Source organism: Piscinibacter sp. PDB1-1 (genome assembly GCF_056675995.1).
Genome location: NZ_JBWVZJ010000004.1, coordinates 16,055 through 41,084 on the forward strand (window position 1 = coordinate 16,055; position 25,030 = coordinate 41,084).

Genomic DNA, 25,030 nt, shown 5'->3' on the forward strand with positions numbered 1-25,030 from the left:
ACGTGGCTTTGGCATGGATGAGTCAGCCCACTCAAATCCAAGAGAAGCCATCGCGTGGCGATCCCATAAGGCTCCGCCCGGCCAGGAGGAGACCGTGGTCAATGCCTGCTCCCGGGCTGGCCCATGACCTCAGCGCCTCGGATTTCGCGTGCCAGCTCGCGGGCAAAATGCTCAGATGAACATCACCTTCGACGAGACGCCTGGCAGACCCAAGAAGACCGCGCTCCAGCAGATTCAGGAGCAGTTCGAGCGTCAGATGCGCCCGCTGCGCCAAATCCAAGAGATGCAGGATCTGGTGAAGCGCTACTCCCCTGAGTACCAGCTGAAGGAATTGACGCGACAGCTTGAACCGCACCGCCAGGTTCGGGAAATGCTCGAACGCTCGGCGATCCCTAAACATATCCAAGACATCATGGACGGGTCGTCCATCGCCACGCAGGCAAAGCGAGTGATGGAACAGTACTTCCCAAAAGACACGTTCGCCCGCCTCGGCCTGGACAACGCCGTTACTAGGCGAGCGGCTGGCATCGACTCCATCAGCGATATCGTCAAGCAGTATGAGCAGCACCTGAAGCCGATCTCTGAGCATCAGGAGATGCTGGAGAAGCTTCGGCGCCAAGCTTTTGGTGGGCTCTCGGCTCTCGGCTTCGCGCGCCAACTGGACGAGGTAACCCCCGCGTTCCGGGCAATGGAGGAGGCCAAGAAGTCGTTGGACCGCTTGTGGCCGACGTTCCGCGACATTGACCTCAGTCAGTTCGAGGCCAGCGAGAAAGACGAGCAGGAGACCAAGCAGGCCGCAGAGTCCATAACTCAGGCGGCCGCTGAGCAGGGATCGTTGCAGGAGGCAGTCGAGCGTATCGTCCTCGCCATTCAGGCGCAGCAGAACCGCTCGGTGCAACTGATGCTGTGGCTGTTCTTCCGCAAAGTAATGGACTGGCTAATTGCAGGCGCCATAGGGGCGGCTATGGGGCACTACGCGCCAGCGGTGTTGGGCGAGAGCCCGCAGGCAGCCAAGAAAGCGGTGCAGGAGAACGCGCGCACCGCGGTGGGGTCACCACAACTGCTGGTTGACTACCGCTACGTCTCAGCCAAGGTGCTCATTGTTCGGCAGAACCCTAGAGCCGGCTCGCCGGAGGTCGGACGCTTGTCCTTCGGCAAGGCGGTGAAGCTGGTCAAGAAGGAAAAGGACTTTTCCTTGGTTCTATGGACCGACAAGGAGAGCGGTGCCGAGATTCAGGGCTGGGTGTTCTCCCGCTATCTTGGCAAGTTCAACTGAAATGCCTTGATGGGATTGCGAGATCTTTGGCGCCCGAGGCTGGCATGGACAACCCTGGTGAGGATTTCAAGCAGGTATGACAAGAACAGTGTCGAGGGTTAACTCCGCACTGATGCGTTCATTGATGCCCCACTTCGGCGGAAACCAGGGCTCTGGAAGGGGTGCCAAGTTTGCCGAGAACTTCTGCTTGATCCTCGTGCGACCAGTCAGCCCTTGCGCTTCTGGGTGCACCACGCGCGCGTACTTGTCCACTTCGCAAAACAAGTTCTGACAGTCAATGAGCTGGAGGTCTCTGCCCCAAAGAGACTCAAAAGCCAAGTCACGGAGTTCAAACTCGCCGTGTTGTCGATCTGTGACCCAGCGGATTGCGTCAGCTTCGCTGTACTCACCGAGATGTTCGAAGCACTTTCTCATTCCATCCCGCGCGCCAGGACCCGGGACAACGAACTCGACCTCTGAGAACTTGAGATGTTGGCTGTAGTTGAGATCTGTCACGAACTGGTATGCCAGGAACGGGCCCAGGCCAGGCAGCGAACGAAGAAGTTGATAAGCCTCATTCATTGAGCTCGTCGCCGCCAACCTTTCAGGGAATCCCTCATCCATGAGGCTCTCCAAAAGCACCAGGTGCATCTGGTGCTTGCGTGTCCGACGAATCTCAGCGGGCCCACTGGGCATGATGTATGCCGCAGAATAAATGGCAGCACCGGCATCCATCGCCAAGGAGAGAACCCGATCAAACTTGGCGACGTCGAAGGTGGCCTCGGTAATTTCTCCGAAGGAATGAGTCAGTAGCTCCCACGTTTCGATCTTGTTGAAGAACTTGAAGAGCAGGGTTCTGAGCACCGTGTCGCGCAGATTGAATGCACCTCCATAGATCACATTTCGGATGAGGTACTGGCTAACTCGGTCGGCTGCGCGGTAGGGGTTGGTGAACTTGTAGGTTTGAAGGACGCTGTCATTTGTCCAAGGCCCACGATCGCCTCGCGTACGGCGCCGGTAAATGGCCTGGCGCTCGGCGGCGAAATGCCAGTAGGTGTCAAAGACTGCGCTTGGCTTGGGTTCTTGCCGTCGAACAAATCCCATCGGCGCGAGACGACGAGCTGTCAGAACCGTGCCTATCGGTTGAAGTTCATTCATGGTGTTCTCACTGGGTGAAAGCGTACCGCTTCGCGGTTGCCTGTGTGGACGAAGGGATGTGATGACCTTCACGACATCACCACTGCAACGGGCTTTCCGCGCCCATTGGATGGCCCAACGGAGATGACCACGGCTTGATCCAGGGCCACGAGCGCTGCAATCAGTCGCTCAAGCGATATGCCGTGTAAGCGGTAATTCTGAATTGCCGAAATCTTTGGCTGCGGAATGCCAAGGTGCACTGCTGCATGTCGCTGGGACATGCCGGCGCTGCACAAGAGCCTGTTCACTCTGGTGGCTAGTCGAATTCGAGGGTCGGCGCGCTCGGCCGCATTCTTCTCCGCGATTGCGCGCGCCCTGCGTGATGTAGTCGACCTGGCGGCCCCTGCCTCAATCGCGCCTTTGCTGCGCGGCTTCGATTTGCGTGAATTCGGCATGAAATTTTCGAGTGAAAAACCGTTGGCGAATGATACCTAAAAAGGTATCAAACCCACAGACAATTTCGTGTTTCGGCAGATATCTTTTTAGACATCAAAAGATGGATGAAACCTGACGATCCAACGAGGGCTGGGCTGCGTCGGAGTGGCTCGGTTCCACGAGGCGGAAACGTCGCCCGCGCGCCTCGCTATGAAAGCTGACCAGGCGCTCACTCGATGAGCCACTACGTAAAGAAAGCAGGTGCTAGTTCGCCGCCCAAGTGGCGTTTTGAGCTTTGACTGATCGCAGCTGCAGATGCCTCGAGTGGGCGTGCGCTCAAGGCCTGACGGCGCGCTGCCATCAACTTCACCTAGTGGACGCAGCTGGCGGAGCGGAGTGGCTTGCGCACCCAATGCTTCCAGTCAGGTATGGCTCGGTCTAAGCCGGCTCTCTGAACGGCTCTTGTGAATCTGGCGCCCACGGCATTCGACTTCAGTGCCGCCCCGCCAAATGCTGTGAAGAGGGCGCGACTGTTCGACTCTCCGAGCAATCGCGGGCGCAGTCGATGCAGATACCAATCCAACATGGCAGCCGCGCGTTCAGGCGTGTCGATTCGATCCCAGAAAGAGAACTCTGGCTCTGCCGAAGTGCTGAAGTTGGCGGGCTCCAGGGCGAGCAGCTGCGGGACGCTGGATTGCATGCACCTTGCGGCGATGAACATCACCTTGTCGCGCTGAAGCAATAGCTGACGAGTGCCGCTTGCCTCGCCAATCTCGTGATCGATCGAAGCGATGAACACGTCAGCGGTGTCTTCAGAAATGCAGGGCGGTGCCGGCAAGGCTCGTTCAATGCTTCGCCCTGAGAGCAAGCGAGCTGCATAGACATCCGAATGCCCCGTGAAGTGCTCAGTGGCGGCCGAAATTGCCTCGGCCTCATCAACAAGAATCCTTGCGCGCAAAGACAACAGGTTCCGACGTAGCACCGACGCCAACCAGTATGGCGTCACATCGACATCCTTTGTGAACACCGTGTACGGCTTGCTGATGCGTGCGCAGAAGCCCAGGAACTTGCTGGGCCAAGCGTCGACAAGAGAAGCTGCAAACTGGAGCCTGTTGAGGCGGTCACTAATGGTGGCATGCTCAAACGAGTAGCAGCGGTCCTTCGAGGCACCTTGTGTGGCTAAGCCAGCCATCACCTGCCGAAGACCATCGAAGTAAAGATGTGAATAGACAGGGCTCTGATCCGAAAGCAACGCAAATCCGTTGTCGAGCGCGCAGTCGATGTGCCGCTGCATTTCGAGGGCTTCGCGCTCAGCCCGCACAGGTGATGCTGCGATGCTTTCTCGGCAGTGGCCGCATTCCCGAATCGTGCTTCGCTCAGGAAAGGTCGACATCTTCGTCATGTCTGAACGATGCGGAGCGAGTGGGCGACCGCAACTGCCGCAACGATCCTGAAGCAAAACCCCATGACGAACACACACCACAGCGAGTGCAAGGCGCCAGCGACGGCGTAGATATGGTGCTTTGTCCGTTGTCAAACAGACAGGGCAGAACTGCTGGCCATAGGCACGCCGGGTCCGATGGAAGATGCTGAGTGGCATCAGGAAGCGCGTGTTGCCGGTCTCATTGAGCCGCTCGAAGACGATCGACTCGAAGGCCCGCAGGGTCAATGCCTGAAGCCGCGTATGCGGGAGGCCCGAGTACGCTGCCAGTCCATCGAGCAGCCAGGCGGGCGCATGGTGATCAATGTCCCTGTTCCATATTTGGCGCTCGCGACCAAAGTGATCGGCATAGAAGTTGTGAACCTTGAAGCCGTTGTCTCTGGCGACACGAATCATCCAGGACGAAAGCAGCTCATCGGCCTGCGGCTGCGGGTGAATGGGCCAGTGCTTCTTGCCCATTCCGAACCACCCATGACTAGAGAGCCGACGCCGCTTGCTTGCGCATAGATGGCGCTACGTAGCCACAGGCGTCGAGCGCTTCGAGAGTGATCCGCTCGTCGCCCGTCTTGATTGCGTGGATGGCGGCCAGATTCAGCAACGTTGACATCTCACCGATCGTGCCATTGGAGAGATCAACGATGCGGCCTGCAAGGGAGGGTGACGCAAGTTGCGACGCATGCTGCAGCGGAAGAACCCGCTCAAAGCTCGCCAGCAGGCGTGCAAGCTCCATGTCTTTCGTCCACTTCGGAAGAACAACCGGAGTGAAGCGGTTGGCGAGCTGCGGATCAGTTTGGATTGCACGCATGGCCTCAGCTGTGCCGATTCCAACCATGGGGACACACAGCTCGTTGCCGAGGTACTTCAGGACGTTGAGGCAGTTCCGTTGCTTCACATAAGAGCCTGCCAAGAGATGGTGGATCTCGTCGACCATGATCATGCCGAGGTTGACTCGACGCAGTATGGCCACGACGCGGTCGCGCTTGGCATCGGTCGCTTCGCTGCGCCCGTACGACTCGAACAGGCGGTTCAGGATAGCGTTGTATAGCCCTCGCTCGTCTGGGCTTGGTGGTGCTTGTATGTAGAGAACGGGGATGTTGATGCTCTCGCCATCGAGGTTTTCGTCAGCGGGGTGCATCTCCCGGAACTTGGTGACCAGCATGGTCTTGCCGTTGTTCGTCTCACCGATGAGCAACATGTTCGGCATGCGCGGCTGAGGGGGGTGAACGAGCAGATCTTCAAGCTTCTCGAGTACTTCTTTGGCTCGCCCATAGCCGATCCACCGGGCTTTGCGAATGTGCTGAATGCGTTCGCGCTGAGGCAGCGCCATCTTGCCGGCGGCGTTTTCGGAGAGGTGAGGGAACTCGCTCATTCAGCCTCCTCGATGTCGTCAAACGGTTGAATCTCTGTTTCCCAACTTGACGGAGGAGTCGGCGCAGCTGCGGGTGGCTTGGATGTGGCAGCTCCCGTCTTCCAATCGGCGCGGCGTTGTTTCGCGCGCCGAACTGATCGAGATTTCTCGGCGGCATCTTTCTCAATGCGCTGCATGTCTTCCAGGCCCTCGAAGATCATGTCCTCGTTGACCTGCAGGTCAGGATGTTCCGCGAGGCGCTTCAAGATGGCGTTCAGATCCCACACGCTCATTCGTGGCCTGGTGACATCGCGGTACGGCACGGAGTAGTACCTCTTCGCCTCGGGGTCAAAAAAGTAGAGTTCACCAATGTCTCGTGGATCACGAACAAAAACGAACTTGCGCTTCAGCTTCGCGTTACTTGGATCCCGAGCGTGGATCCACGGCCGCAAGACATCCGCGTAGTAGTGGATGTTGTCGACGACAACGCCATACTCTTGAATGGTCCGCTCGACATATGGCATGAAGTCGAGCCGAAGCTTGAACTCGTCGGCAATGGGCTCAGGCAGGCCGATCCCCTTGTGGGTATCAGTGCCGAGAATGAACTGCTCGTAGAGCTTGATGGGAGGTACGCGGCCTATGCCTCGATGGGGCCGTTGGTGATAGACCTTGGTGACGAACGTGCCGAACCATTTTTCGAACTCTTTCAACGTCATGACGGCTTTGCCGTCGGAGTCGTACTCGCCACGTTCCTCAGTGTTTGAGAAGGTGGTTCCTCGCAGACTCTGTGCCCGGTGCATGAAAGTTCGAAACAGTCGTTCGATGTAGCCACCGTAGTTCGGAAGCCCTTTTGGGCGGTTCTCCATCACGATGCCGTATTCCTTGCATGCCCGCTCAAGCATCGTTCCGCGAAATTCAGCGGCGTTGTCCGCATAGACCTTGGCAGGCATTCCTTGCACGGGCCAACTGGCCGCGATCTCACGGTCAGCCAGCCATTGCGCCTTGGGCAGGATGGCATGTGCCAAAGCGAGTCCAGTTGCCAGGGCTCCGGGAGGATCGAGGGACGCGCAGAACCCAGACAGCACTCGAGTGCAGCTGTCACTGACTATGGTCAGGTATCCGCGGCCAATCGGTCTGCGGTACGTTTCATCGACAAGGATCACGTCGATCGGCGAGTGATCTATCTGATACACCGCCAGCGGGACGTTGGCACCCGGGAATGCCCCCTTCAAGGGTTCAAACGTTTCGCGTGCCTCCTTGGCGCTCCGGCGTTTGGACATGACCAAACGATCCTGCAGCCGCTCGACTCGGCGCCGTATCGTAGAGGTGTTCGGCGGCTTGAGCTGTACCTTGCGGCAGGCGATCTCAATTTGTTCCGACAGCTCAACAACGGTTGGCCGTTCCGGAACCAGATAGAAGTTCTCGATCTTGTCTTTGATGATTGCTTCAGTGGTTTCGGGTAGGCGCGACTTGCCATGGTCGCTGCGGCCCGAGCGCACTAGCGAGGAGACGGTCTTGTTCTCCTCCCACTTGGAGATCCATCGGTAGACGGTTGCTGGATCCCGCCCAAAGCTCCGAGCCACTTCTTCAATTTCTCGTCTGGTTCGCTTGCGCGGACCACGATTCAGGAGAGGACGGATGGCTTCGAAGCGGCTCCATGCCTCGTTCCAGTCCTCGTCGGGGATGGTCATGAGCCCGTGAGCGCCGGTCTCCGCAGGCTGGCTGGACTTCAGTTCGGCCGGCGATGCCAGCTCAGCGTGACCCGTCACCGGGTCGCGAATGAGCACCCGATCGATGGCTGGGATGTCGAGGAGGATCCAGGTGCGATCCTTCCAGACGACTGGGGTGCCTGGTATTAGACGGCTCATCCTAGCCTCGCAGTGACCAGATCGTTGAGCGCATGTTGAGCGACTGCGCCAGGTCGAAGCCGATTCGCCGCTCCGCGAGGAGGCGCCACAAAACTGGGATCAGTGCAGCTTGGTTCCACTTGTCGCGGTACAGCGAGCTAACGAGATCCCGAGGAGTGGATTCGACGAGCTGCGCCAGTTGAGTGAGCAGCCAATGCTCCGTTTCAGGTGAACCTTCTCGACGCAGGTAGGGCAGCAGGAACGTCGCGTTTTCCAGCGCCGGTGTCCTGATTTCGCGCTCGGTATAGATCATGAAGAGCCAACCCTTCTCGGCTGCAAAGTTCCTTGCAGCTCGTGCCCGCTCACGCCACTCTCGCCACTTCCCGTTTAGATCCTCCCGGTACTTGACTTCTACCAGCACGGGCCGTGGGTCATGAACAGGACGATCTGTGCGCCACTCGATCAGGCCGTCTGGGGTGTATCGGTGGCTTGCACCATCGCTGCCCGTGTAGTTCAACGTCACGGGCTGTGGCGTGTATATGTCCACCGCAGGGTCGAACTGCATGAGCAGCATGAAGTCGCGCTCGAGCGTCGACTCATACCGATTGCCGTCAGGCATCGTGCCGGTGACGCTTCGGCTTTGAACCCCAATACGCCGGACCGGTCCAGACACCAGTGAGGAACCTGTAGTCGCAGTTAATGTGGCCATATCACCTCATCATTGCATTCAATCTGCATTTTTACAGGCGGTTCGCCACCTCGCCCCGGTGAGATCTCGCTCGCACACCACGGTGTGTTGTTCCTCGATGAGTTACCCGAGTTTCCACGCGCCGCGCTTGAGGCACTGCGTGAACCGATGGAGACGGGGCGCATCGTGATCTCGCGCGCCGCCCGGCAGGCGGAGTTCCCTGCGCGCTTCCAGCTCATCGCGGCGATGAACCCCTGTCCGTGCGGCCATCTGGGTAGCCCGCTGCGGGCCTGCCGATGCACGCCCGATGGGGTGTCGCGCTACCAGGGGCGCATCAGCGGCCCGCTGCTCGACCGGATCGACCTGCAGGTGGAGGTGCCTGCGGTGGATGCACCCACCCTCGCGGCCGCGCCCGATGGAGAGCCGACGGAAGCGATCGCAGCACGCACCCAACGTGCGCGCGAGCGCGCCCATGCGCGCCAGGCCTGCAGCAACGCGCAACTCACTGGCGCCATGGTGGACACGCATTGCGCACTCGACCCAGCCGGCCTGCGCTTCCTGCAAGCCGCTGCCACCCGCCTGGGGTGGTCGGCGCGCAGCTACCACCGCGTGCTGCGCGTGGCACGCAGCGTGGCCGACCTGGCCGGCAGCGCGACGATCCAGAGTGCCCACCTGGCTGAGGCGATCCAGTACCGGCGCATGCTCGCCGCGAACTGATCCGCCGCAGATTCCGCCCACAGAGGGCGCAGCAAAGATGCCGATGCCCATGCATCGGGCGCACGCGCTTCATCCTGCGGTCACGCGGCGGCATCAATCTCTACGCTGCACGACGCTTCTGAAGTTATGCACTTCAGGGCACTTGGCATGCAATTCGCACAGGCCTACCATGACCGTCACTGGCCTGGCATCGATGGAGGGATCCGAGATGAAGCCTGGAGAAAGATTGGCTCAAGGTCACAAGGCCAGTGCACGCATTGCGAGCTTGGTGCAAAAGCGCACCGAGAGTGCCCGCAAGCGTTACACGGCGGCGGTTGGCGAAGCTTCCAGGAAGCTGGGTGTGAAACCCTTCGACGGCGTTGATGCCTCGGCGACGACGGCTCACGCTGCAGCGGCTGCGCTCAACCCACTCGCCTGGATGAATTACGCAGTCGACGCCGCACAGCGCCAGGTGCTGTTCCTCGACGCCCTCTGGCAGCGCGGCAACAACTACCTCGACAACACCGCCAAGGGCCTCGCCCCGGTGCTGCACTTCGACTACGAGACCGTGCTTGACGGACGCAGCTTCGAGCGCCCGGTGAACTACGCGCTCTTGAGCATCACGCCGCCCGACGGCGTGGTGGTCGACGCCACGCGTCGCCCGTACATCATCATCGACCCGCGTGCCGGCCACGGCCCGGGCATCGGCGGCTTCAAGGACGATTCGCAGGTGGGCGTGGCCCTGCGCGCGGGCCACCCGGTGTTCTTCGTCAGCTTCTTCCGCGACCCGGTGCCGGGGCAGACGCTGCTCGATGTCTGCGAGGCTGAACGCCGCTTCGTGCGCGAGGTGCGAAAGCGCCACCCGAAGAGCCCCAAACCCGCGCTGATCGGCAACTGCCAGGGCGGCTGGGCCGCGATGATGCTCGCCGCCTCCGACCCCGAGAACATGGGGCCGATCGTCATCAACGGCGCCCCGATGTCTTACTGGAGCGGCGCCTGGGCCGAGGGCGAGGGCGACAACCCCATGCGCTACAGCGGCGGGCTGCTCGGCGGCTCGTGGCTGGCCTCGTTCTCGGCCGACCTCGGCAACGGGCGCTTCGACGGCGCCCACCTCGTGCAGAACTTCGAGAACCTCAACCCGGCCAACACCTTCTGGAACAAGTACTACCACCTCTACGACCAGGCCGACACCGAGCCGCCGCGCTTCCTGGAGTTCGAGCGCTGGTGGGGCGGCTACTACCTGATGAACCGCGACGAGATCGAATGGATCACGCGCAACCTCTTCGTCGGCAACAAGCTGTGGTCGGGCGACGTGAAAGGGCTCGACGGCGACCACTTCGACCTGCGCGACATCAAGTCGCCGATCGTGCTGTTTGCCTCGATGGGCGACAACATCACGCCGCCGCAGCAGGCCTTCAACTGGGTCGTCGACGTGTACGGCAGCACCGAGGAGATCAAGGCGCGCGGGCAGGTGATCGTGGGCCTCAAGCACGAGAACATCGGCCACCTCGGCATCTTCGTCTCGGGCAAGGTAGCAAAGAAGGAGCACTCGCAGATCGTCTCGGTGCTCAAGTCGATCGAGCGCCTCGCTCCGGGCCTGTACCGCATGGACATCCAGGAGAACGCCGGCGACGACGGCCCCGAATACGAGGTCAGCTTCGAGGAGCACCGCCTCGAAGACATCGCCAAGGCAATCAACCGCTTCGATCGCAACGACGAAAAGCCCTTCGAGGCCGTGGCCGCCGTCTCCGATCTCAATCAGCGCGCCTACGAGTTGCTGCTGCAGCCGTGGGTGCAAGCGGCGTCGAACGAGTTCACCGCCACGCTCGGCCGCGAACTGCACCCATTGCGCATGCAGAACTGGGCGTTCTCGCGCCTGAACCCATGGCTTGCCTGGATCGCACCGGCCGCCGAGCATGTGCGCGCGCACCGCAAGGCGATGGACGGCGATCACCCGCTGCGCCGTGGCGAGCGTGCCGGGGCCGACCTGGTGACGGCCACGCTCGACCTCTATCGCGATCTGCGCGACGCGAGCACCGAGGCGGGCTTCTTCTCCGTCTACGCCAATCTCTTCTCGCTCTACCAGAAGCCTGAAGCGAAGCCGGGCGCTGTCGGGCGTGCGGGCTCGCCCGATGCCAGCGCGGCGCAGCCGTATCTCGACGCGGCCATGGCGACCATCGAAGAGGGCGGTTATGTCGATGCGCTGGCCCGCATCGCCGCGCTGATGCACAGGGGTGGCGCGAAGATCGCGCTCTCGCGGCTCGAGCTGCGCGCCGAACTCGCCAAGGACTATGCCGAGTACCTGCCCGTGCTGGACGCCCACGCCTGGCATGTGCTGCGCGGCCAGCAGGGGATCATCGTCCACCATGCGCCCGACCTCGCGCTGCAGACGTTGCCCGCCCTGCTGGGCCAGGGCAACGACCGCGCCCGCGTGATCGAACTCATCGACCACCTGAGCGAAGACTCGCGCATGCTCGACGATGCCGCGAGCGGAGTGCAGCGCGCCCTGCTGGCCCGCATCCGTGCCGTGCTGCTTGCGGGCCGCGCGCTGACGAACGGCTCGGCGCACAAGCCAGCCAGCGCCTCTGCCGGCAAGGCGGCCGGCGCTCCCGCCAGCAAGCCCGCACGGGCCACACGCGCGAAGCCCGTGCGAGCGGCCGCCGCCCGCAACGCCCGCCGCAAGACCGCCGCGGGCACCGCAGCTTGACCGAGGGTCGACCCATGCCGCATCGCCACGAGAAGTACGAACGACTGATTGCACGCTGCCGATCGCTGCCGGCCACGCCGACCGCGGTGGCTCACCCTTGCGACGCCAGTTCACTCGAAGGCGCCGTGCAGGCGGCGCAGCAGGGCTTGATCCGACCCATCCTCGTCGGCCCGGCGGCGCGTATCGCGGCGGTGGCAGGCGAACTCGGGATCGACACCTCACCCTACGAAATCGTTGACGCACCGCATAGCCATGCAGCGGCAGAGTTGGCGGTGGGCCTCGTGCGCGAGGGCCGCGCCGAAGCGCTGATGAAAGGCAGCCTGCACACCGATGAACTCATGGGTGCGGTGGTGCGCCGAGAGAACGGCCTGCGCACCGAGCGGCGGGTCAGCCACTGCTTCGTGATGGACGTGCCGGGCCACCCCGATGCGCTCATCGTCACCGACGCCGCGATCAACATCGCGCCCACGCTTGAAGACAAGGTGCACATCTTGCAGAACGCGATCGACCTCGGTCATGCGCTCGGCGTCGAAGAGGTTCGCGTGGCGATTCTCTCGGCCATGGAGAGCATCAACACCAAAGTGCCGTCCACGATGGAGGCGGCGTCGCTGTGCAAGATGGTCGATCGCGGGCAGATCACCGGCGCGCTCGTCGATGGCCCGCTCGCGCTGGACAACGCGATCAACATGGAGGCCGCGGCCATCAAGAAGATCGTCTCGCCGGTGGCTGGCCGCGCCAACGTGTTGCTGGTGCCCGACTTGGAGGCGGGCAACATGCTGGCCAAGAGCCTGAGCTTTCTCGCGGGTGCCGATGCGGCGGGCATCGTGCTCGGCGCGAAGGTGCCAATCATCCTGACGAGCCGCGCCGATTCGGTGCAGACGCGGCTGGCTTCTTGCGCGGTGGCGGTGATGGTTGCGAACGCCCGGCGTGCGGCAAGTGCCGCAGCGGCAAGGTGAGGTGAGCGATGTCGCAGCTGATCGTCGTACTCAACGCGGGTTCTTCCAGCATCAAGTTCAGCGCCTTCACGGCGGGCGAACCGATGCGCCTCGTGGTGCGCGGCCAGATCGAGGGCCTGTACACGGCGGCGCGCTTCAAGGCCGTGGATGCAGAGGGCCGCAGCCTCGGCGCCCACGCCTGGGAGCCCGGCAGCGGCGTGGGCCACCAGGAGGCGCTGGCGTATCTGGCCGAGCACCTGCGTGATTTGGGCGAGGGCCAGGAACTGGCTGCCGTGGGCCACAGGGTCGTGCATGGCGGCATGGATTTCCGCGAGCCGGTGCGCGTGTCGGCCGACACGGTCGCGGCCCTCGCGCGGCTGTCGCCGCTGGCGCCGCTGCACCAGCCGCACAACCTGAAGCCGATCGAGATCCTGCTGGCCACGCGCCCTGGTTTGCCGCAGGTCGCCTGCTTCGACACCGCCTTTCATCGTGGCCAGCCCGAGGTGGCGCAGGCCTATGCATTGCCCGCCGAAGTGACCGACCGCGGCGTGCGCCGCTACGGGTTTCACGGGCTCTCGTACGAATACATCGCCTCGGTGCTGCCGCAGCACGACGCGCAGGCCGCGCACGGCCGCTGCGTGGTGGCGCACCTCGGCAACGGCAGCAGCATGTGCGCCATGAATGCCGGGCGCAGCGTGGCGAGCACCATGGGCTTCACGGCACTCGATGGCCTGCCGATGGGCACGCGCTGCGGCAACATCGACCCGGGCGTCGTGCTCTACCTGATGGACGAGCTGAAGTTGGACGCCCGCGCGATCGAGCGCATGCTCTACCGCGAGTCCGGTCTGCTCGGCGTCTCGGGCGTGTCGAGCGACATGCGCGCACTGCTCGAAAGCACCGAGCCGCGTGCGGCCTTCGCGGTCGACCTGTTCGTGCATCGCATCGGTCGCGAACTGGGCTCGCTCACTGCGGCGCTCGGGGGCCTTGACGCCCTCGTGTTCACCGCGGGCATCGGCGAGAACTCGGCAGACATCCGCGAGCGCGTGTGCCGCGAGGCGGCTTGGCTTGGCATCGAGCTCGATGAAGCGGCCAACCGCGCCGGTGGCCCGCGCATCAGCACGCCGGGCAGCAAGGTGGCAGCCTGGGTGCTGCCCACGAACGAAGAACTCATGATCGCCCGGCACACGCAGGCGCTGCTGGGCGGTATCGAAACGAACCGGAGGGGCGCGCCATGACGCAAGAGCACGTGACGCAGGAACATAAGGGTCTGGCCCTGGAGGGCGTGCGCGTGCTGGTCTGCGGCATCGCCAACGAGCACTCGATCGCCTACGGTTGCGCCAAGGCGTATGTGGAGCTGGGTGCGCGGCTGGCCGTCACCTATGCCGGACCCAAGGCCGAGCCGCATGTGCGCCCGGTGGCCGAGGCGCTGGGTGCCGATCTGATCCTGCCGCTGGACGTGTCCGTGCCCGGCGAACTGGAGGCGGTCTTCGATGCGATCGACTCCCGATGGGGCGGCCTCGATTCGCTGGTGCACTCGATCGCCTGGGCACCCAAGGACGACCTGCAGGGCGGCCTGCTCGACTGCTCCGCCGAAGGTTTCGCGAAGGCGATGGACATCTCATGCCACTCCTTCGTGCGCATGGCGCGCCTGGCGGCGCCGCGCATGAGCCAGGGCGGCACCCTGTTCGCCATGAGCTACCACGGCGCGCAGAAGGTGGTCGAGAACTACAACGTGATGGGGCCGGTGAAGGCGGCGCTGGAGGCGTCGGTGCGCTACCTCGCGCACGAACTCGGGCCGCAGGGCATCCGCGTGCATGCGATCTCGCCCGGCCCGCTGAAGACGCGCGCCGCTTCGGGCCTCAAGGACTTCGACCTGCTGCTGGCCGATGCGGCCCGGCGCGCCCCGATGGGCGAGCTGGTGGACATCATGGACGTGGGCTTCACCACGGCCTTCCTCGCCACCAAGTACGCGCGCAGGCTCTCGGGTGATACGGTGTACGTCGACGGCGGCGTGCACATCATGGCGTGAGGGGCGACGCCTGGCCTGCGCCCGAAACTTCTTGAAAGTACATCATCATGAGCGGCATGCTGCTGGCGAACGTGGACCCGTCCACGACCGATGACGAGATCCGGGACTTCCTCGTGAAGTACGGCTTCCCGTCCTGCACCTCGATCGAGCGCCACGCGGGCGATGGCTCGGCGCCTTCGGCACTGGTGTCCTTCGATGCGCTCGACACGGTAGGCCTCACCAAGCTGCAGCCGCGGGTCGACCACGTCTACTGGAAGCACCGCGAGTTGCGCGTGCGCGTGCTGCAAGACCGCTTCCGGTGACGGTGGCGTGTAGATAGGACTGTGTGTTTCGAGGCTGCGAGGCCGAGTGACGCACGCATCGTGACAACGACGACAACGCAGGAGCAGACACATGGCTGAAAAGAGCGGCAAGCACCACGGCGACAAGCGTGGTGGCGATCAGATCAAAGCCCAGTCGGTCGACGACACCAAGCCTGACTCGGGCAAGTTCAGCGAGAAGGACTACGACAAGGAGCTGGCGCGCCTGCACGTCGAACTCGTCAAGCTGCAGACCTGGGTGCAGCACACCGGTGCGCGCGTGTGCATCATCTTCGAGGGGCGCGACGGCGCCGGCAAGGGTGGCACCATCAAGGCGCTCACCGAGCGTGTGAGCCCGCGCGTGTTCCGCGTGGTCGCGCTCGCTGCGCCCACCGAGCGCGAGCGCTCCCAGATGTACATGCAGCGCTACCTGCGGCACATGCCGTCGGGTGGCGAGGTGGTGATCTTCGATCGCAGCTGGTACAACCGCGCCGGTGTCGAGCGGGTCATGGGCTTTTGCAGCCCGGAGCAGACGCAGGAGTTCCTGCAGGTCGCGCCCATGGTCGAGCGCGCGATCGTGGCCTCGGGCGTGATCCTGATCAAGTACTGGCTCGAGGTCGACGAGGCCGAGCAGACGCGCCGCCTGCAGTCGCGCATCACCGACGGGCGCAAGACCTGGAAGCTCACCGACATGGACCTGCGCTCTTACAGCCGCTGGTACGACTACTCGCGTGCGCGCGACGACATGTTCCGCTTCACCGACAGCGACCACGCCCCGTGGAGCGTGGTCGACTCGAACAACAAGCGGCGCGCGCGGCTGAACATCATCAGTGACTTTCTCTCGCGAATCCCCTACACCGAGATCCCGCGCAAGAAGATCGTGCTGCCCAAGCGGCAGAAGGCAGGTGACTACGCCGACCCCGGCTACCCGTACAAGTACGTCGCCACCCGGTACTGAGCGAGCGCCGCATGAACGCAGCCCCGAGCGCCAGCTTCGAAGCCCGCGAGCACCAGTCCAGGCAGGGGGATCGCTTCGTGCTGCGCGAGGTTCGGGCCGAAGACGAGGCGGCGTTTCTCGCTGCCTTCCAGCAGTTGTCGGCCGAGTCGCGTTACACCCGCTTCATGTCGGCAGTGCGCGAACTGAGCCCGGCGGCGATCGAGCGGGCCATCCACCCCGATGCGGCGCGCGAGTTCGCGCTCGTGGTGTTGAACGTCGGCCTCGAAGGCGAGCGCATCATCGCGGGGGGCCGCTGGGTGGCGTGCCATGAACCCGGGCACTGCGAGTACGCCCTCACCGTGGTCGACGGCTGGCAGGGGCACGGCATCGGGCGTGCGCTGCTGGTGGCGCTGCGCGACAACGCCACGGCACGCGGCTTCGAGCACCTCGACGGGTATGTGATGTCGACCAACCACGCGATGCGCAAGCTGGGTGCGCACCTGGGCTTTCGTGATGCCCCGGTGCCGGGTGATGCGACGGTTCGGCTCGTGACGCTCGCGCTGCAAACCGCCCTGGCCGCCACCGACGACCACAGCGACGGCCGTGCCCCCGCTGCCTGAGCGCCTCGTGCCCGAATGGCTGCGGGTCTATCGCGGCCCGTGGCTGCGCGCCGATCTCGTTGCCGGGCTGATCGTCGCGGCCATCGTGATCCCCAAGGCGCTGGCCTACGCCACCATCGCCGGCCTGCCGGTGCAGGTGGGTCTGTACACCGTGATCGTGCCGATGCTGCTCTATGCGTTCTTCGGAAGCTCGCGCACGCTGAGCGTGAGCACGACCACGACGATCGCGATCCTCACCGGCGTGGCGCTCGGCGAGGTGGTGCCCGCCGACCGGCCCGACATGCTGCCCGCGGCGGCGGCCACGCTCACGATGCTGGTCGGTGCGCTGCTCATGCTGGCCAGCGTGCTGCGGCTGGGATTCGTTGCCAACTTCATCTCCGAGCCTGTGTTGCTCGGCTTCAAGGCCGGCATCGGCGTCGTGATCGTGGTCGACCAGATCCCCAAGCTGCTGGGGCTGCACCTGCCCAAGAGCGGGTTCCTGGAGCAGCTTGCAAACATCGCGCGTCAATTGCCGCAGACCTCGGTGGCCACGCTGGTCGTCGGTGTGGCGACGGTGTTGCTGCTGGTGGGCATGGAACGCTGGTGGCCCAAGGTGCCGGCCCCTCTGGTGGCCGTGGCGGCCAGCATTGCGGCGGTGGTGTGGCTGGGCCTGCCCGAGCAGGGCGTGTCGGTGGTGGGGGCGGTACCCACCGGCCTGCCGGCGCTCAGCCTGCCTTCGGGTGAGTTCGTGCGCGCCTTGCTGCCCGATGCGCTGGGCATCGCGCTGATGAGCTTCACCGAGACCATTGCGGCTGGCCGCGCCTTTCAGCGGCGCGGTGAGCCGGCACCGGCGCCGAACCGCGAGCTCGCCGCCACCGGGCTGGCCACGCTGGGCGGTGGCTGGGCCGGCGCCATGCCGGCGGGCGGTGGCACCTCGCAGACGGCCGTCAACGTGATGTCCGGGGCGCGCACCCCCGTGTCCAGCGTGGTGACGGCGTTCGTGGCCCTGGCCTGCGCGCTCTGGCTCGGACCGCTCATCGGCCTCATGCCCCATGCCACGCTCGCGGCCATCGTGATCGTCTATTCGGTCGGTCTGATCCAGCCGGTGGAGTTCGCTCGCATCCTGCACGTGCGGCGCACGGAGTTCATGTGGGCGCTCGTCGCCGTGGGTGGCGTGATCCTGTTCGGCACGCTGAAGGGCATCGTGGTGGCGATCATCGTGTCCCTGCTGGTGCTGGCGTATCAGGCGGCCGACCCGCCGCTGACGGTGCTGCGCCGCAAGCGCGGGACGAACGTGTTCCGACCCCTGACGCCCGCGAACCCCGACGACGAGGCCTTCCCAGGCTTGCTCATCGTGCGTACTGAAGGGCGCATCTTCTTCGTCAACGCGGAGCGCCTGGCGCAGCGGTTGCGGCCGATCGCCGATGCGGACGACGTGCAGACGATCGTGTTCGATCTCAGCGGCGTGCCCGACATCGAGTACACCGCACTCAACATGCTGATCGGTGCGGAGGCCCGGCTGCGAGAGCAAGGCCGCGCGCTGTGGTTGGTGGGGCTGACGCCGCGCGTTTACGAAGTGGTGCAGCGCTCGACGCTCGGCCCGCAACTGGGCCGCGCCGGCATGCACTTCAACCTGGAACAGGCGGTGGCGGCCTACGAACTCCAGCGCGGCGGGCAGCCAGGCTGATAGATCTGCCGGCGCGCGTGAGGGCCGGGCTGTCAGCCCTTGGCTTGCTGGGAGTCTTGTTGATGCGCCAACGGCTTCAACTGCTGGCCGTGCAACTCGACGCGCGCACCGACCGCCGGCGCCGTGCTCTGCGTGAGGCTGCGCGTGCTGCCGTCGTCCATGCGCAGCTTGACGTGGTAGACCGTGGTGCTGCGCACGCGCTTCTCGACCTCGTGGCCGGCAAAGCCGCCACCCACGGCGCCGAGCACCGTCATGACCTTCTTGCCGTTGCCGCCGCCCATCTGGTGGCCGACGACCCCGCCCACGACCGCACCGCCTACCGCACCAATGCCCGTGCCCTCGCCCTTTTGCTTCTCGGCGGTGACGCTCTCGACCGTGCCGCAGGTGGTGCAGATGGAGGTCGCGGCCACCTTCGTGTCCGGTCCCTTCTTGAGGGGTGCCTTCTCCACGGCACGCTGCGGTGCCGCCGCCGTGGGGGCCGGTGCGTTCGACACGGGCATGGCAGGTGTTGCGGCCTCGACCTGCGGGTGGCGAGCGAGCGCTGCCGCCAGTGCGCCCGCACCCAGCAACGCGACTCCGCCAGCGATCCACCACGCCGTCGGTTTGATGGGCGAGGTGGTCGGCTCGGTGGTCGAGAGTGGGGGCGTGCTCATGGCGTCGTGTCCGCGCGCTGTGTGCGACATCAGGCCGGGTCCATGAACCCCAGGTCGCGCCCGCTGCCGAAGTTGCGCAGGTTCGGGAACACCATGTCGAGGTTGGCGTCGCTGATGCCGAACCACTTGCCGAGCGTGGCGCCGATCTGGTCGACCGACACGCCGGGCAGGAAGCTGCCCGAACCCACTTCGTCCGGCTGGTTCAGCCCCACCTGCGGGAAGCGGCCGTAGATCTCGCGGCCGCGCACGGCGCCGCCGTGCACGAAGTGGTGTGCGCCCCAACCGTGGTCGGTGCCGTCGCCATTGCTGGTGAAGGTGCGGCCGAAGTCGGAGCCGGTGAACAGCGTCACGTTGTCCTGCATGCCCATGCTGCCGAGCACGCCATCGAAGTAGCCGATGGCATGCGACAGGCGCGACATCAGGTCGGCCTGCGTGCGGTTCTGGTTGTCGTGCGTGTCGAAGCCGCCCATGCTGACGAAGAACACCTGTCGCCCTGCGCCCAGGGCCGAGCGCGCCGCGATCATGCGGGCGACCGTCTGCAGCTGCTGCGCCAGGCTGTTCGTCTGATTGGTGTTGTCGGAGTGGCGCAGGTACGGCGTTGGGGCCGTCACGCTGGTGGCGTTGAACGCCGTCTGGAAAGCGGCCTGCGCATCGATCGAGCGCTTGGTCATGCTCGTCTGCTCGCGGCCGAGCAGGTGCGCCACGCTGTTGGGGTCGCCGTTGGCGGTGATGATGTTGCGGTAGGCGGTGGCGGCGGCGGTCGAGTTGAACAGCGAGCCGCTGATGTTGCCGATCGCCACGGCACCGCCGGTGCCTACCTGGTACTGGAAGACGTTCTGCCCTGCCATGAACACCGCGTTGCCACCCACCGAGATGCTGGTGAAGATGGTGTTGGTGTTGCTGCTCGCCAGCAGGTCGCCGAAGCGGCCGCCCCAGCCCACGCGCACGCCTTCGGGGCCGAGTGCCTGCCAGGTCGACTGCTGGTCGTTGTGCGAGAACAGCTTGGCCGGCCGCGGCTTGGCCGCCGAGTTGGCCTGGTATTCGGCCTTGGTCATCGGGTGGATCAGCGGCCCGGCGTTGGCGATGATGGCCAGGCGCGATGCAGGGTCGTTGAACAAGGTGCGCATCTCGGTCATCGCCGGGTGCAAGGCGAAGCTGCGCGTGTTGTTGACCGGGAAAGCAGTGAAGCCCGGCGTGAGCCCGAGCACGCCGCCGAGCCGCGCCGGCGAGGCGAACGCGGCCGCGGGATCGGCCGCAGTGCCCACGGCACGCAGTGCGATCGGATCGGGTGCCGTCGAGCGCACGGTGGAGTAGGTGTTCCATGACGTGGTGTCGGTCGGCAGCACCATGTTGGCTGAGTCGTTGCCGCCGTACAGGAAGAGGCACACGATGGCCTTGTAGCTGCCGGCGGTCTGGGCCTGGGCAGCGTTCATCGTGGCGAGGTTCATCGCGAAAGGCAGGGCGGCCGGGCCGATCGAGCCGCCCAGGACGGCGGCGCGGCGCAGGAACTCGCGGCGTGAGGTGTCGTACTTGTTCGTCATGTTCTTGTTCCTCCTCACTTCTGGACCATGTAGTCGGGCGATGCCATCGTCAGCAGGATGCCGATGAAGACGCGGTCGCGTTTGGCGTTGTCAACGGTGGTCTGGTTCGTGGCGGTGGCCGTGGGGATGGTCCGCCCGTTGATGCCGGCGATGATCTGCGTGCGCAGCGCGCTCGACATCTGGCCCGACATCAGCAGCAGATTGAGGCGGTCGACCAGCGCACCCGGGTTGTCGGCCAGGGCCATCTCGGCGCTGAAGTCGAGCTGGATGTCGCGCGACGTGCTGACCGCGAGCCAGGTGCCGCGGATGTAGTTGAGGTAGGCCGGGACCGAGACCTCGTTGGTCAACTGCAGTTCGGGGCCCACCAGGTCGGCTGCGGCTGCCGCGCTGTTGGGGGGCGTGTAGCCGGGGCGGTAGAAGTTGAACACCGACGACGAGCGCATGGCCGTCTGGCTCAGGTTGCCGTCGGTGTTGTCCAGGCCGGAGAAATCGCCACTGGTCGACGTGGCCTTGAAGGCGCGCAGCAGGTGAGACAGCCGCAGGAGGGGCTCGCGCACCTTGCCGTAGCTGTTGCTCGCCGCGTTGTCGGCTCGCGCTTCGGGATCGAGCAGCACGGCGCGCCATACGGCCTTCATGTCGCCGCGCACGCCCGCGCCGTTGTTGTTGAAGGCCGCGGCGACCCGCCCCACATACGCGGGGCTCGGGTTGCTCGTGACCAGACGCTGGATCAATTGCTTGCCGATGAAGGGTCCCACGTTGCGGTGATTGAACAGCGTATCGAGTGCGGTGCGCAGGTCGGCATCGGCGTTCGCCGTGCCCGCGGGGATGGTGGTGCCGAGAAAGCGCTTCTCGCTCGTCGAGTGGTACTGGTTGTAGGCCTGCATGGGCCGCCAGTCGCGCTCGCCGTTGGCGTCGTTGCCGGCAAAGCGGCGGTTGGTGCGGTCGGCGGTGTTCGGGCCGGCATACCAGCTGAAACCGGTGAAGACCTTGGCCAGGCCCTGGATGTCGGCGTGCGTGTAGGTCTCCGTGGCGGCGCCGTTGCGCAGCGAGCCGTCGTTGTTCAGCTCGTACAGGCCGATCGAGAAGAGCTGCATCACCTCGCGTGCGTAGTTCTCGTCGGGCACGCGCCCGCTCGTGGCGTCTTCCTTCTGGTTGCGAAGGTGCGTGAGGTAGATGCCCATCATCGGGTGCAGCGTCACCGCCTCGAGCAGATCGCGGTAGTTGCCGAACGCGTGCTCGGCGAGCATGTCGTAGTACGAGGTCACGCCGCGCGTCTGGTTGGCCAGCGTGCCATCCACGAACGAGATCACGAAGATCTGCGACAGCGCGAAGGCCGCGCGCTGACGCAACTGGTCTTCGCCGCTGAGCGCCTGCTTCCAGTAAGTTTCGCGGAAGTTGGTCTGGCTGAGCGAGCCGCCGGTCGCCAGCAGGTCAGTGGCCTTCTGGTCCACGTAGGCGCGGTGCATCACTTGCGGCATCGCGAACTGCGCGTTGATCCATGCCGAGAAATTGCTGCGCGTGAGCGCGCTGATCGAGGCTTCGGTCGGGCCGAAGGTGGATTGCGCGAGAAAGCGCGCCGCCTGTGTCTCGGTCGGCGGTGTGGCCGTGGCCTCCTTGCTCTCCGATGAGGTCCCCTCGTCTTCGCCGCTGCCGCATGCGGCCAGGGCGGCGGCGAGTACGGCCGCGCCTGCGACGCGCATGGCGCGGCGTGCCCAGTCGCGCTTGTGCGCTTGTGCGCGCACCTTTGGTTGCTGGTTCACCTGCATCCCTCCTCGTTGTTCGATCTGATACAGGTGTGGGCACGCAGGAGGCGTACCCGGCCTGTGGGTCAGATTGTTCGAGGTGGAATCGGCCGTTGCGCGTGAAAAGTTGGCACCTGACGAAACGGTTTCGTCTCACGCCGCGGCAAATGGTGACGATTTATGCGCAGCTTGCGTGCAGGTGCGTCGTGTGTATTCGTCTGTAAGCGGCGGCCTGGACGCGCCGCCGCACACTCATCTGATCGGTCAGAGCAGCGGTGCGAGAGAACGCTGCGCCTGCACGTCGTCGACCTGATTGCGCTCGGCCCAGTCCTTCAACTGGTCGTCTCCGATCTTGCCCAGGTTGAAGTAGGTGGAGTCGGGGTGCGCGATGTAGAAGCCGCTCACGCTGGCGGCCGGCGTCATCGCCAGGCTCTCGGTCAGGCCCATGCCGATCTCGTCGCATTGCAGCACGCGGAACATCTCACCCTTCACGGTGTGATCCGGGCAGGCCGGGTAGCCGGGCGCGGGGCGGATGCCGCGGTACTTCTCGGCGATCAGCTCTTCGTTTGAGAGCAGCTCGTCGGCCGCATAGCCCCACAGCTCCTGGCGCACGCGCTGGTGCATGCGCTCGGCAAAGGCTTCGGCCAGGCGGTCGGCCAGGGCCTTGAGCATGATCGAGCTGTAGTCGTCGTGGTCGTCCTGGAACTGCTTCTCTTTCTTCTCGCAGCCTATGCCGGCGGTGACGGCGAAGAGGCCGATGTGATCTGCCACGCCCGAGCCCTTGGGCGCGATGAAGTCGGCCAGGCAGCGGTTGGGCCGTGCCACGCCGTCGATCACGGGGCGCTCGCTTTGCATGCGCAGGCCGCGCCAGGTCATCAGCACTTCGGTGCGCGACTCGTCGGTGTAGATCTCGATGTCGTCGTCGTTGACCGTGTTGGCGGGGTAGAGGCCGATCACGCCATTGGCCGTGAGCCACCGGCCCTTGATCAGGCGGTTGAGCATGCTCTGGCCGTCGCTGAACACGCGGCGGGCAGATTCGCCGACGATCTCGTCCGTGAGGATGGCGGGGTAGGCACCGGCGAGGTCCCACGTCTGGAAGAACGGGGCCCAATCGATGCACTTCGCCAACTCGCCCAGGTCGTAGTTCTTGAACACGCGCCGGCCGGTGAACTTCGGCTTCGGGGCCGCGTAGCCGGCCCAGTCGATCGGCGTCTTGTTGGCGCGCGCCTTGGCAAGCGTCACGAGCGGCGTGGCCTTCTTGTTGGCATGCTGGTGGCGCACGCGCTCGTAGTCGGCGTTCAGCTCGGTGATGTAGTTGGCGGCCTTGTCGTCCGACAGCAGGTCGCTGCACACGCTCACGCTGCGGCTCGCATCGGGCACGTAGACCACCGGCCCTTCGTAGTGTGGCGAGATCTTGACCGCGGTGTGCACGCGGCTGGTGGTGGCGCCGCCGATCAGCAGGGGGGTCTTCTTGCCGCGGAAGTAATCGTCGCGCTGCATCTCGCCGGCCACGTGCTGCATCTCTTCGAGGCTCGGGGTGATGAGGCCTGAGAGGCCGATGATGTCGGCGCCCTCGACCTTGGCGCGCGCGAGGATGTCCTGGCACGGGACCATCACGCCCATGTTGACCACCTCGAAGTTGTTGCACTGGAGCACGACGGTGACGATGTTCTTGCCGATGTCGTGCACGTCGCCCTTCACGGTGGCGATGACGATCTTGCCCTTGGAGCGGACCTCGCCGCCGGCTTCGATCATGGCCAGCTTCTCTGCTTCGATGTAGGGCAGCAGGTGGGCCACGGCCTGCTTCATCACGCGGGCGCTCTTGACCACCTGCGGCAGGAACATCTTGCCCTGGCCGAACAGGTCGCCGACGACGTTCATGCCGTCCATCAGCGGGCCCTCGATCACATGCAGCGGACGGCCGCCCTCGGCCTTGATGGCCTGGTAGACCTCTTCGGTGTCTTCGGTGATGAAGTCGTTGATGCCGTGCACCAGCGCATGCGCCAGGCGCTCGCGCACGGGCTTGGCGCGCCAGGCGAACTTGGCGCTGTCGTCCTTGGCGGCGCCCTTGGCGGTCTCGGCGATCTCGACCAGGCGTTCGCTCGCGCTCAGTTGCGGCTCACCATCCTTGTAGGCGGGCGTGCGGTTCAGCACCACGTCTTCGACGCGCTCGCGCAGCGTGGGCTCCAGGTCGTCGTACACGCCGACCATGCCGGCGTTGACGATGCCCATGTCCATGCCCGCCTTGATCGCGTGGTACAGGAACACGGTGTGGATGGCCTCGCGCATCGGGTCGTTGCCGCGGAAGCTGAAGCTCACGTTCGACACGCCGCCGCTCACCTTGGCGCCCGGCAGGTTCTGCTTGATCCAGTGCGTGGCCTCGATGAAGTCGACCGCGTAGTTGTCGTGCTCCTCGATGCCTGTGGCGATGGCGAAGATGTTCGGGTCGAAGATGATGTCTTCGGGCGGGAAGCCCACCTCGTCGACCAGGATGCGATAGGCCCGCTCGCAAATCTCGACCTTGCGCGCATAGGTGTCGGCCTGGCCCTTCTCGTCGAAGGCCATCACCACCGCGGCGGCACCGTAGCGGCGCACGAGCTTGGCCTGCTGCTTGAACTGCTCCACGCCTTCTTTCATCGAGATCGAGTTCACGATCCCCTTGCCCTGGATGCACTTCAGGCCGGCCTCGATCACCTCCCACTTGGAGCTGTCGACCATGATCGGCACGCGCGCGATCTCGGGCTCGGAGGCGATCAGGTGGAGAAAGCGCACCATCGACGCCTTGGCGTCGAGCATGGCTTCGTCCATGTTGACGTCGATCACCTGCGCGCCGTTCTCGACCTGCTGGCGCGCCACGGCGAGGGCCTCTTCAAACTGGCCGTTGAGGATCATCCGCGCAAAAGCCTTGGAGCCGGTGACGTTGGTGCGCTCGCCGATGTTGACGAACAGCGTGCCTTCGCCGATGGCAATGGGCTCCAGGCCCGCGAGCTTCATCGGGGGCACGTCGTGTGCGGCGGCAGGGGCGGGCGTGGCGGTGGTCATGGCGGTCGGTCG

General features: G+C 64.6%; 20 protein-coding genes and 1 pseudogene. 11 read left to right on the forward strand and 10 right to left on the reverse strand.

Features of this window, described 5'->3' with window-relative positions; all coding sequences use genetic code 11:
* Positions 1–175 precede the first annotated feature (175 nt).
* Positions 176–1,276 (forward strand): SH3 domain-containing protein, encoded by a 1,101-nt coding sequence (locus AC1KAR_RS19515; protein WP_480320818.1) that lies wholly within the window; start codon positions 176–178, stop codon positions 1,274–1,276.
* Positions 1,277–1,342: 66 nt separating this feature from the next.
* On the opposite strand, the gene AC1KAR_RS19520 is transcribed toward AC1KAR_RS19515, so the two are convergent.
* Both AC1KAR_RS19520 and AC1KAR_RS19525 read right to left on the reverse strand, forming a co-directional pair.
* A complete protein-coding gene (locus tag AC1KAR_RS19520) occupies positions 1,343–2,413 on the reverse strand; it encodes a nucleotide kinase domain-containing protein (RefSeq protein ID WP_480320820.1) in 1,071 nt (356 codons plus the stop codon).
* Positions 2,414–2,481: 68 nt separating this feature from the next.
* A complete protein-coding gene (locus AC1KAR_RS19525; RefSeq protein WP_480320963.1) occupies positions 2,482–2,700 on the reverse strand; it encodes a helix-turn-helix domain-containing protein in 219 nt (72 codons plus the stop codon).
* On the opposite strand from AC1KAR_RS19525, the gene AC1KAR_RS19530 reads away from it, so the two are divergent.
* A complete protein-coding gene (locus tag AC1KAR_RS19530) occupies positions 2,672–2,887 on the forward strand; it encodes a hypothetical protein (protein ID WP_480320966.1) in 216 nt (71 codons plus the stop codon). The genes AC1KAR_RS19525 and AC1KAR_RS19530 overlap by 29 nt on opposite strands.
* A gap of 310 nt (positions 2,888–3,197) precedes the next feature.
* On the opposite strand, the gene AC1KAR_RS19535 is transcribed toward AC1KAR_RS19530, so the two are convergent.
* From AC1KAR_RS19535 to AC1KAR_RS19550, 4 genes are all read right to left on the reverse strand, one after another.
* Entirely contained in the window at positions 3,198–4,727 is a 1,530-nt protein-coding gene (locus AC1KAR_RS19535; protein WP_480320822.1) for a TniQ family protein, read from the reverse strand.
* Between the two features lie 16 nt (positions 4,728–4,743).
* A complete protein-coding gene (locus tag AC1KAR_RS19540; protein WP_480320824.1) occupies positions 4,744–5,637 on the reverse strand; it encodes a TniB family NTP-binding protein in 894 nt (297 codons plus the stop codon).
* Positions 5,634–7,307, reverse strand: coding sequence for a transposase (locus tag AC1KAR_RS19545; protein ID WP_480320826.1), 1,674 nt, complete (start codon positions 7,305–7,307; stop codon positions 5,634–5,636). Before AC1KAR_RS19545 ends, AC1KAR_RS19540 begins: the two co-directional genes overlap by 4 nt.
* Before the next feature lie 178 nt (positions 7,308–7,485).
* On the reverse strand, positions 7,486–8,037 hold the full coding sequence (locus tag AC1KAR_RS19550; protein ID WP_480320828.1) for a heteromeric transposase endonuclease subunit TnsA: 552 nt from the start codon (positions 8,035–8,037) through the stop codon (positions 7,486–7,488).
* Positions 8,038–8,169: 132 nt separating this feature from the next.
* On the opposite strand from AC1KAR_RS19550, the pseudogene AC1KAR_RS19555 reads away from it, so the two are divergent.
* The 9 genes and pseudogenes from AC1KAR_RS19555 to AC1KAR_RS19595 all read left to right on the forward strand — a co-directional run.
* Positions 8,170–8,868 (forward strand): annotated as a pseudogene (locus tag AC1KAR_RS19555) (ATP-binding protein); the annotation flags it as partial.
* A 208-nt stretch (positions 8,869–9,076) separates the two neighbouring features.
* Positions 9,077–11,554 carry a DUF3141 domain-containing protein gene (locus AC1KAR_RS19560; protein WP_480320830.1) on the forward strand — a complete coding sequence of 826 codons (2,478 nt, stop codon included), beginning with the start codon at positions 9,077–9,079 and terminating at the stop codon, positions 11,552–11,554.
* 14 nt (positions 11,555–11,568) lie between these two features.
* Complete coding sequence (locus AC1KAR_RS19565) at positions 11,569–12,510, forward strand: phosphate acetyltransferase (protein ID WP_480320832.1); 942 nt, start codon at positions 11,569–11,571, stop codon at positions 12,508–12,510.
* Between the two features lie 8 nt (positions 12,511–12,518).
* Positions 12,519–13,724 (forward strand): acetate/propionate family kinase, encoded by a 1,206-nt coding sequence (locus AC1KAR_RS19570; protein WP_480320834.1) that lies wholly within the window; start codon positions 12,519–12,521, stop codon positions 13,722–13,724.
* Positions 13,721–14,518 (forward strand): enoyl-ACP reductase FabI, encoded by a 798-nt coding sequence (fabI, locus tag AC1KAR_RS19575; protein WP_480320836.1) that lies wholly within the window; start codon positions 13,721–13,723, stop codon positions 14,516–14,518. The genes AC1KAR_RS19570 and fabI overlap by 4 nt, the downstream gene beginning before the upstream one ends.
* A 47-nt stretch (positions 14,519–14,565) precedes the next feature.
* Positions 14,566–14,820: an RNA-binding protein gene (locus tag AC1KAR_RS19580; protein WP_480320838.1), complete on the forward strand. Its 255-nt coding sequence runs from the start codon at positions 14,566–14,568 to the stop codon at positions 14,818–14,820.
* A 91-nt stretch (positions 14,821–14,911) separates the two neighbouring features.
* A complete protein-coding gene (gene ppk2, locus AC1KAR_RS19585) occupies positions 14,912–15,775 on the forward strand; it encodes a polyphosphate kinase 2 (protein WP_480320840.1) in 864 nt (287 codons plus the stop codon).
* Between the two features lie 11 nt (positions 15,776–15,786).
* The gene (locus AC1KAR_RS19590; RefSeq protein WP_480320842.1) at positions 15,787–16,374 is read left to right on the forward strand and encodes an N-acetyltransferase family protein; all 588 of its coding nucleotides are present in this window, start codon (positions 15,787–15,789) and stop codon (positions 16,372–16,374) included.
* Positions 16,358–18,040: a SulP family inorganic anion transporter gene (locus AC1KAR_RS19595; RefSeq protein WP_480320844.1), complete on the forward strand. Its 1,683-nt coding sequence runs from the start codon at positions 16,358–16,360 to the stop codon at positions 18,038–18,040. Before AC1KAR_RS19590 ends, AC1KAR_RS19595 begins: the two co-directional genes overlap by 17 nt.
* Before the next feature lie 32 nt (positions 18,041–18,072).
* Here the strand turns inward: AC1KAR_RS19595 and AC1KAR_RS19600 are convergent, their stop codons facing one another.
* The 4 genes from AC1KAR_RS19600 to metH form a co-directional block, all read right to left on the reverse strand.
* Positions 18,073–18,693, reverse strand: coding sequence for a glycine zipper 2TM domain-containing protein (locus AC1KAR_RS19600; protein ID WP_480320847.1), 621 nt, complete (start codon positions 18,691–18,693; stop codon positions 18,073–18,075).
* Positions 18,694–18,722: 29 nt separating this feature from the next.
* Complete coding sequence (locus AC1KAR_RS19605) at positions 18,723–20,234, reverse strand: DUF1501 domain-containing protein (protein WP_480320849.1); 1,512 nt, start codon at positions 20,232–20,234, stop codon at positions 18,723–18,725.
* A gap of 14 nt (positions 20,235–20,248) precedes the next feature.
* Positions 20,249–21,994 (reverse strand): DUF1800 domain-containing protein, encoded by a 1,746-nt coding sequence (locus AC1KAR_RS19610; RefSeq protein ID WP_480320851.1) that lies wholly within the window; start codon positions 21,992–21,994, stop codon positions 20,249–20,251.
* 246 nt (positions 21,995–22,240) lie between these two features.
* A complete protein-coding gene (gene metH, locus AC1KAR_RS19615) occupies positions 22,241–25,018 on the reverse strand; it encodes a methionine synthase (RefSeq protein WP_480320853.1) in 2,778 nt (925 codons plus the stop codon).
* Positions 25,019–25,030 lie beyond the last annotated feature (12 nt).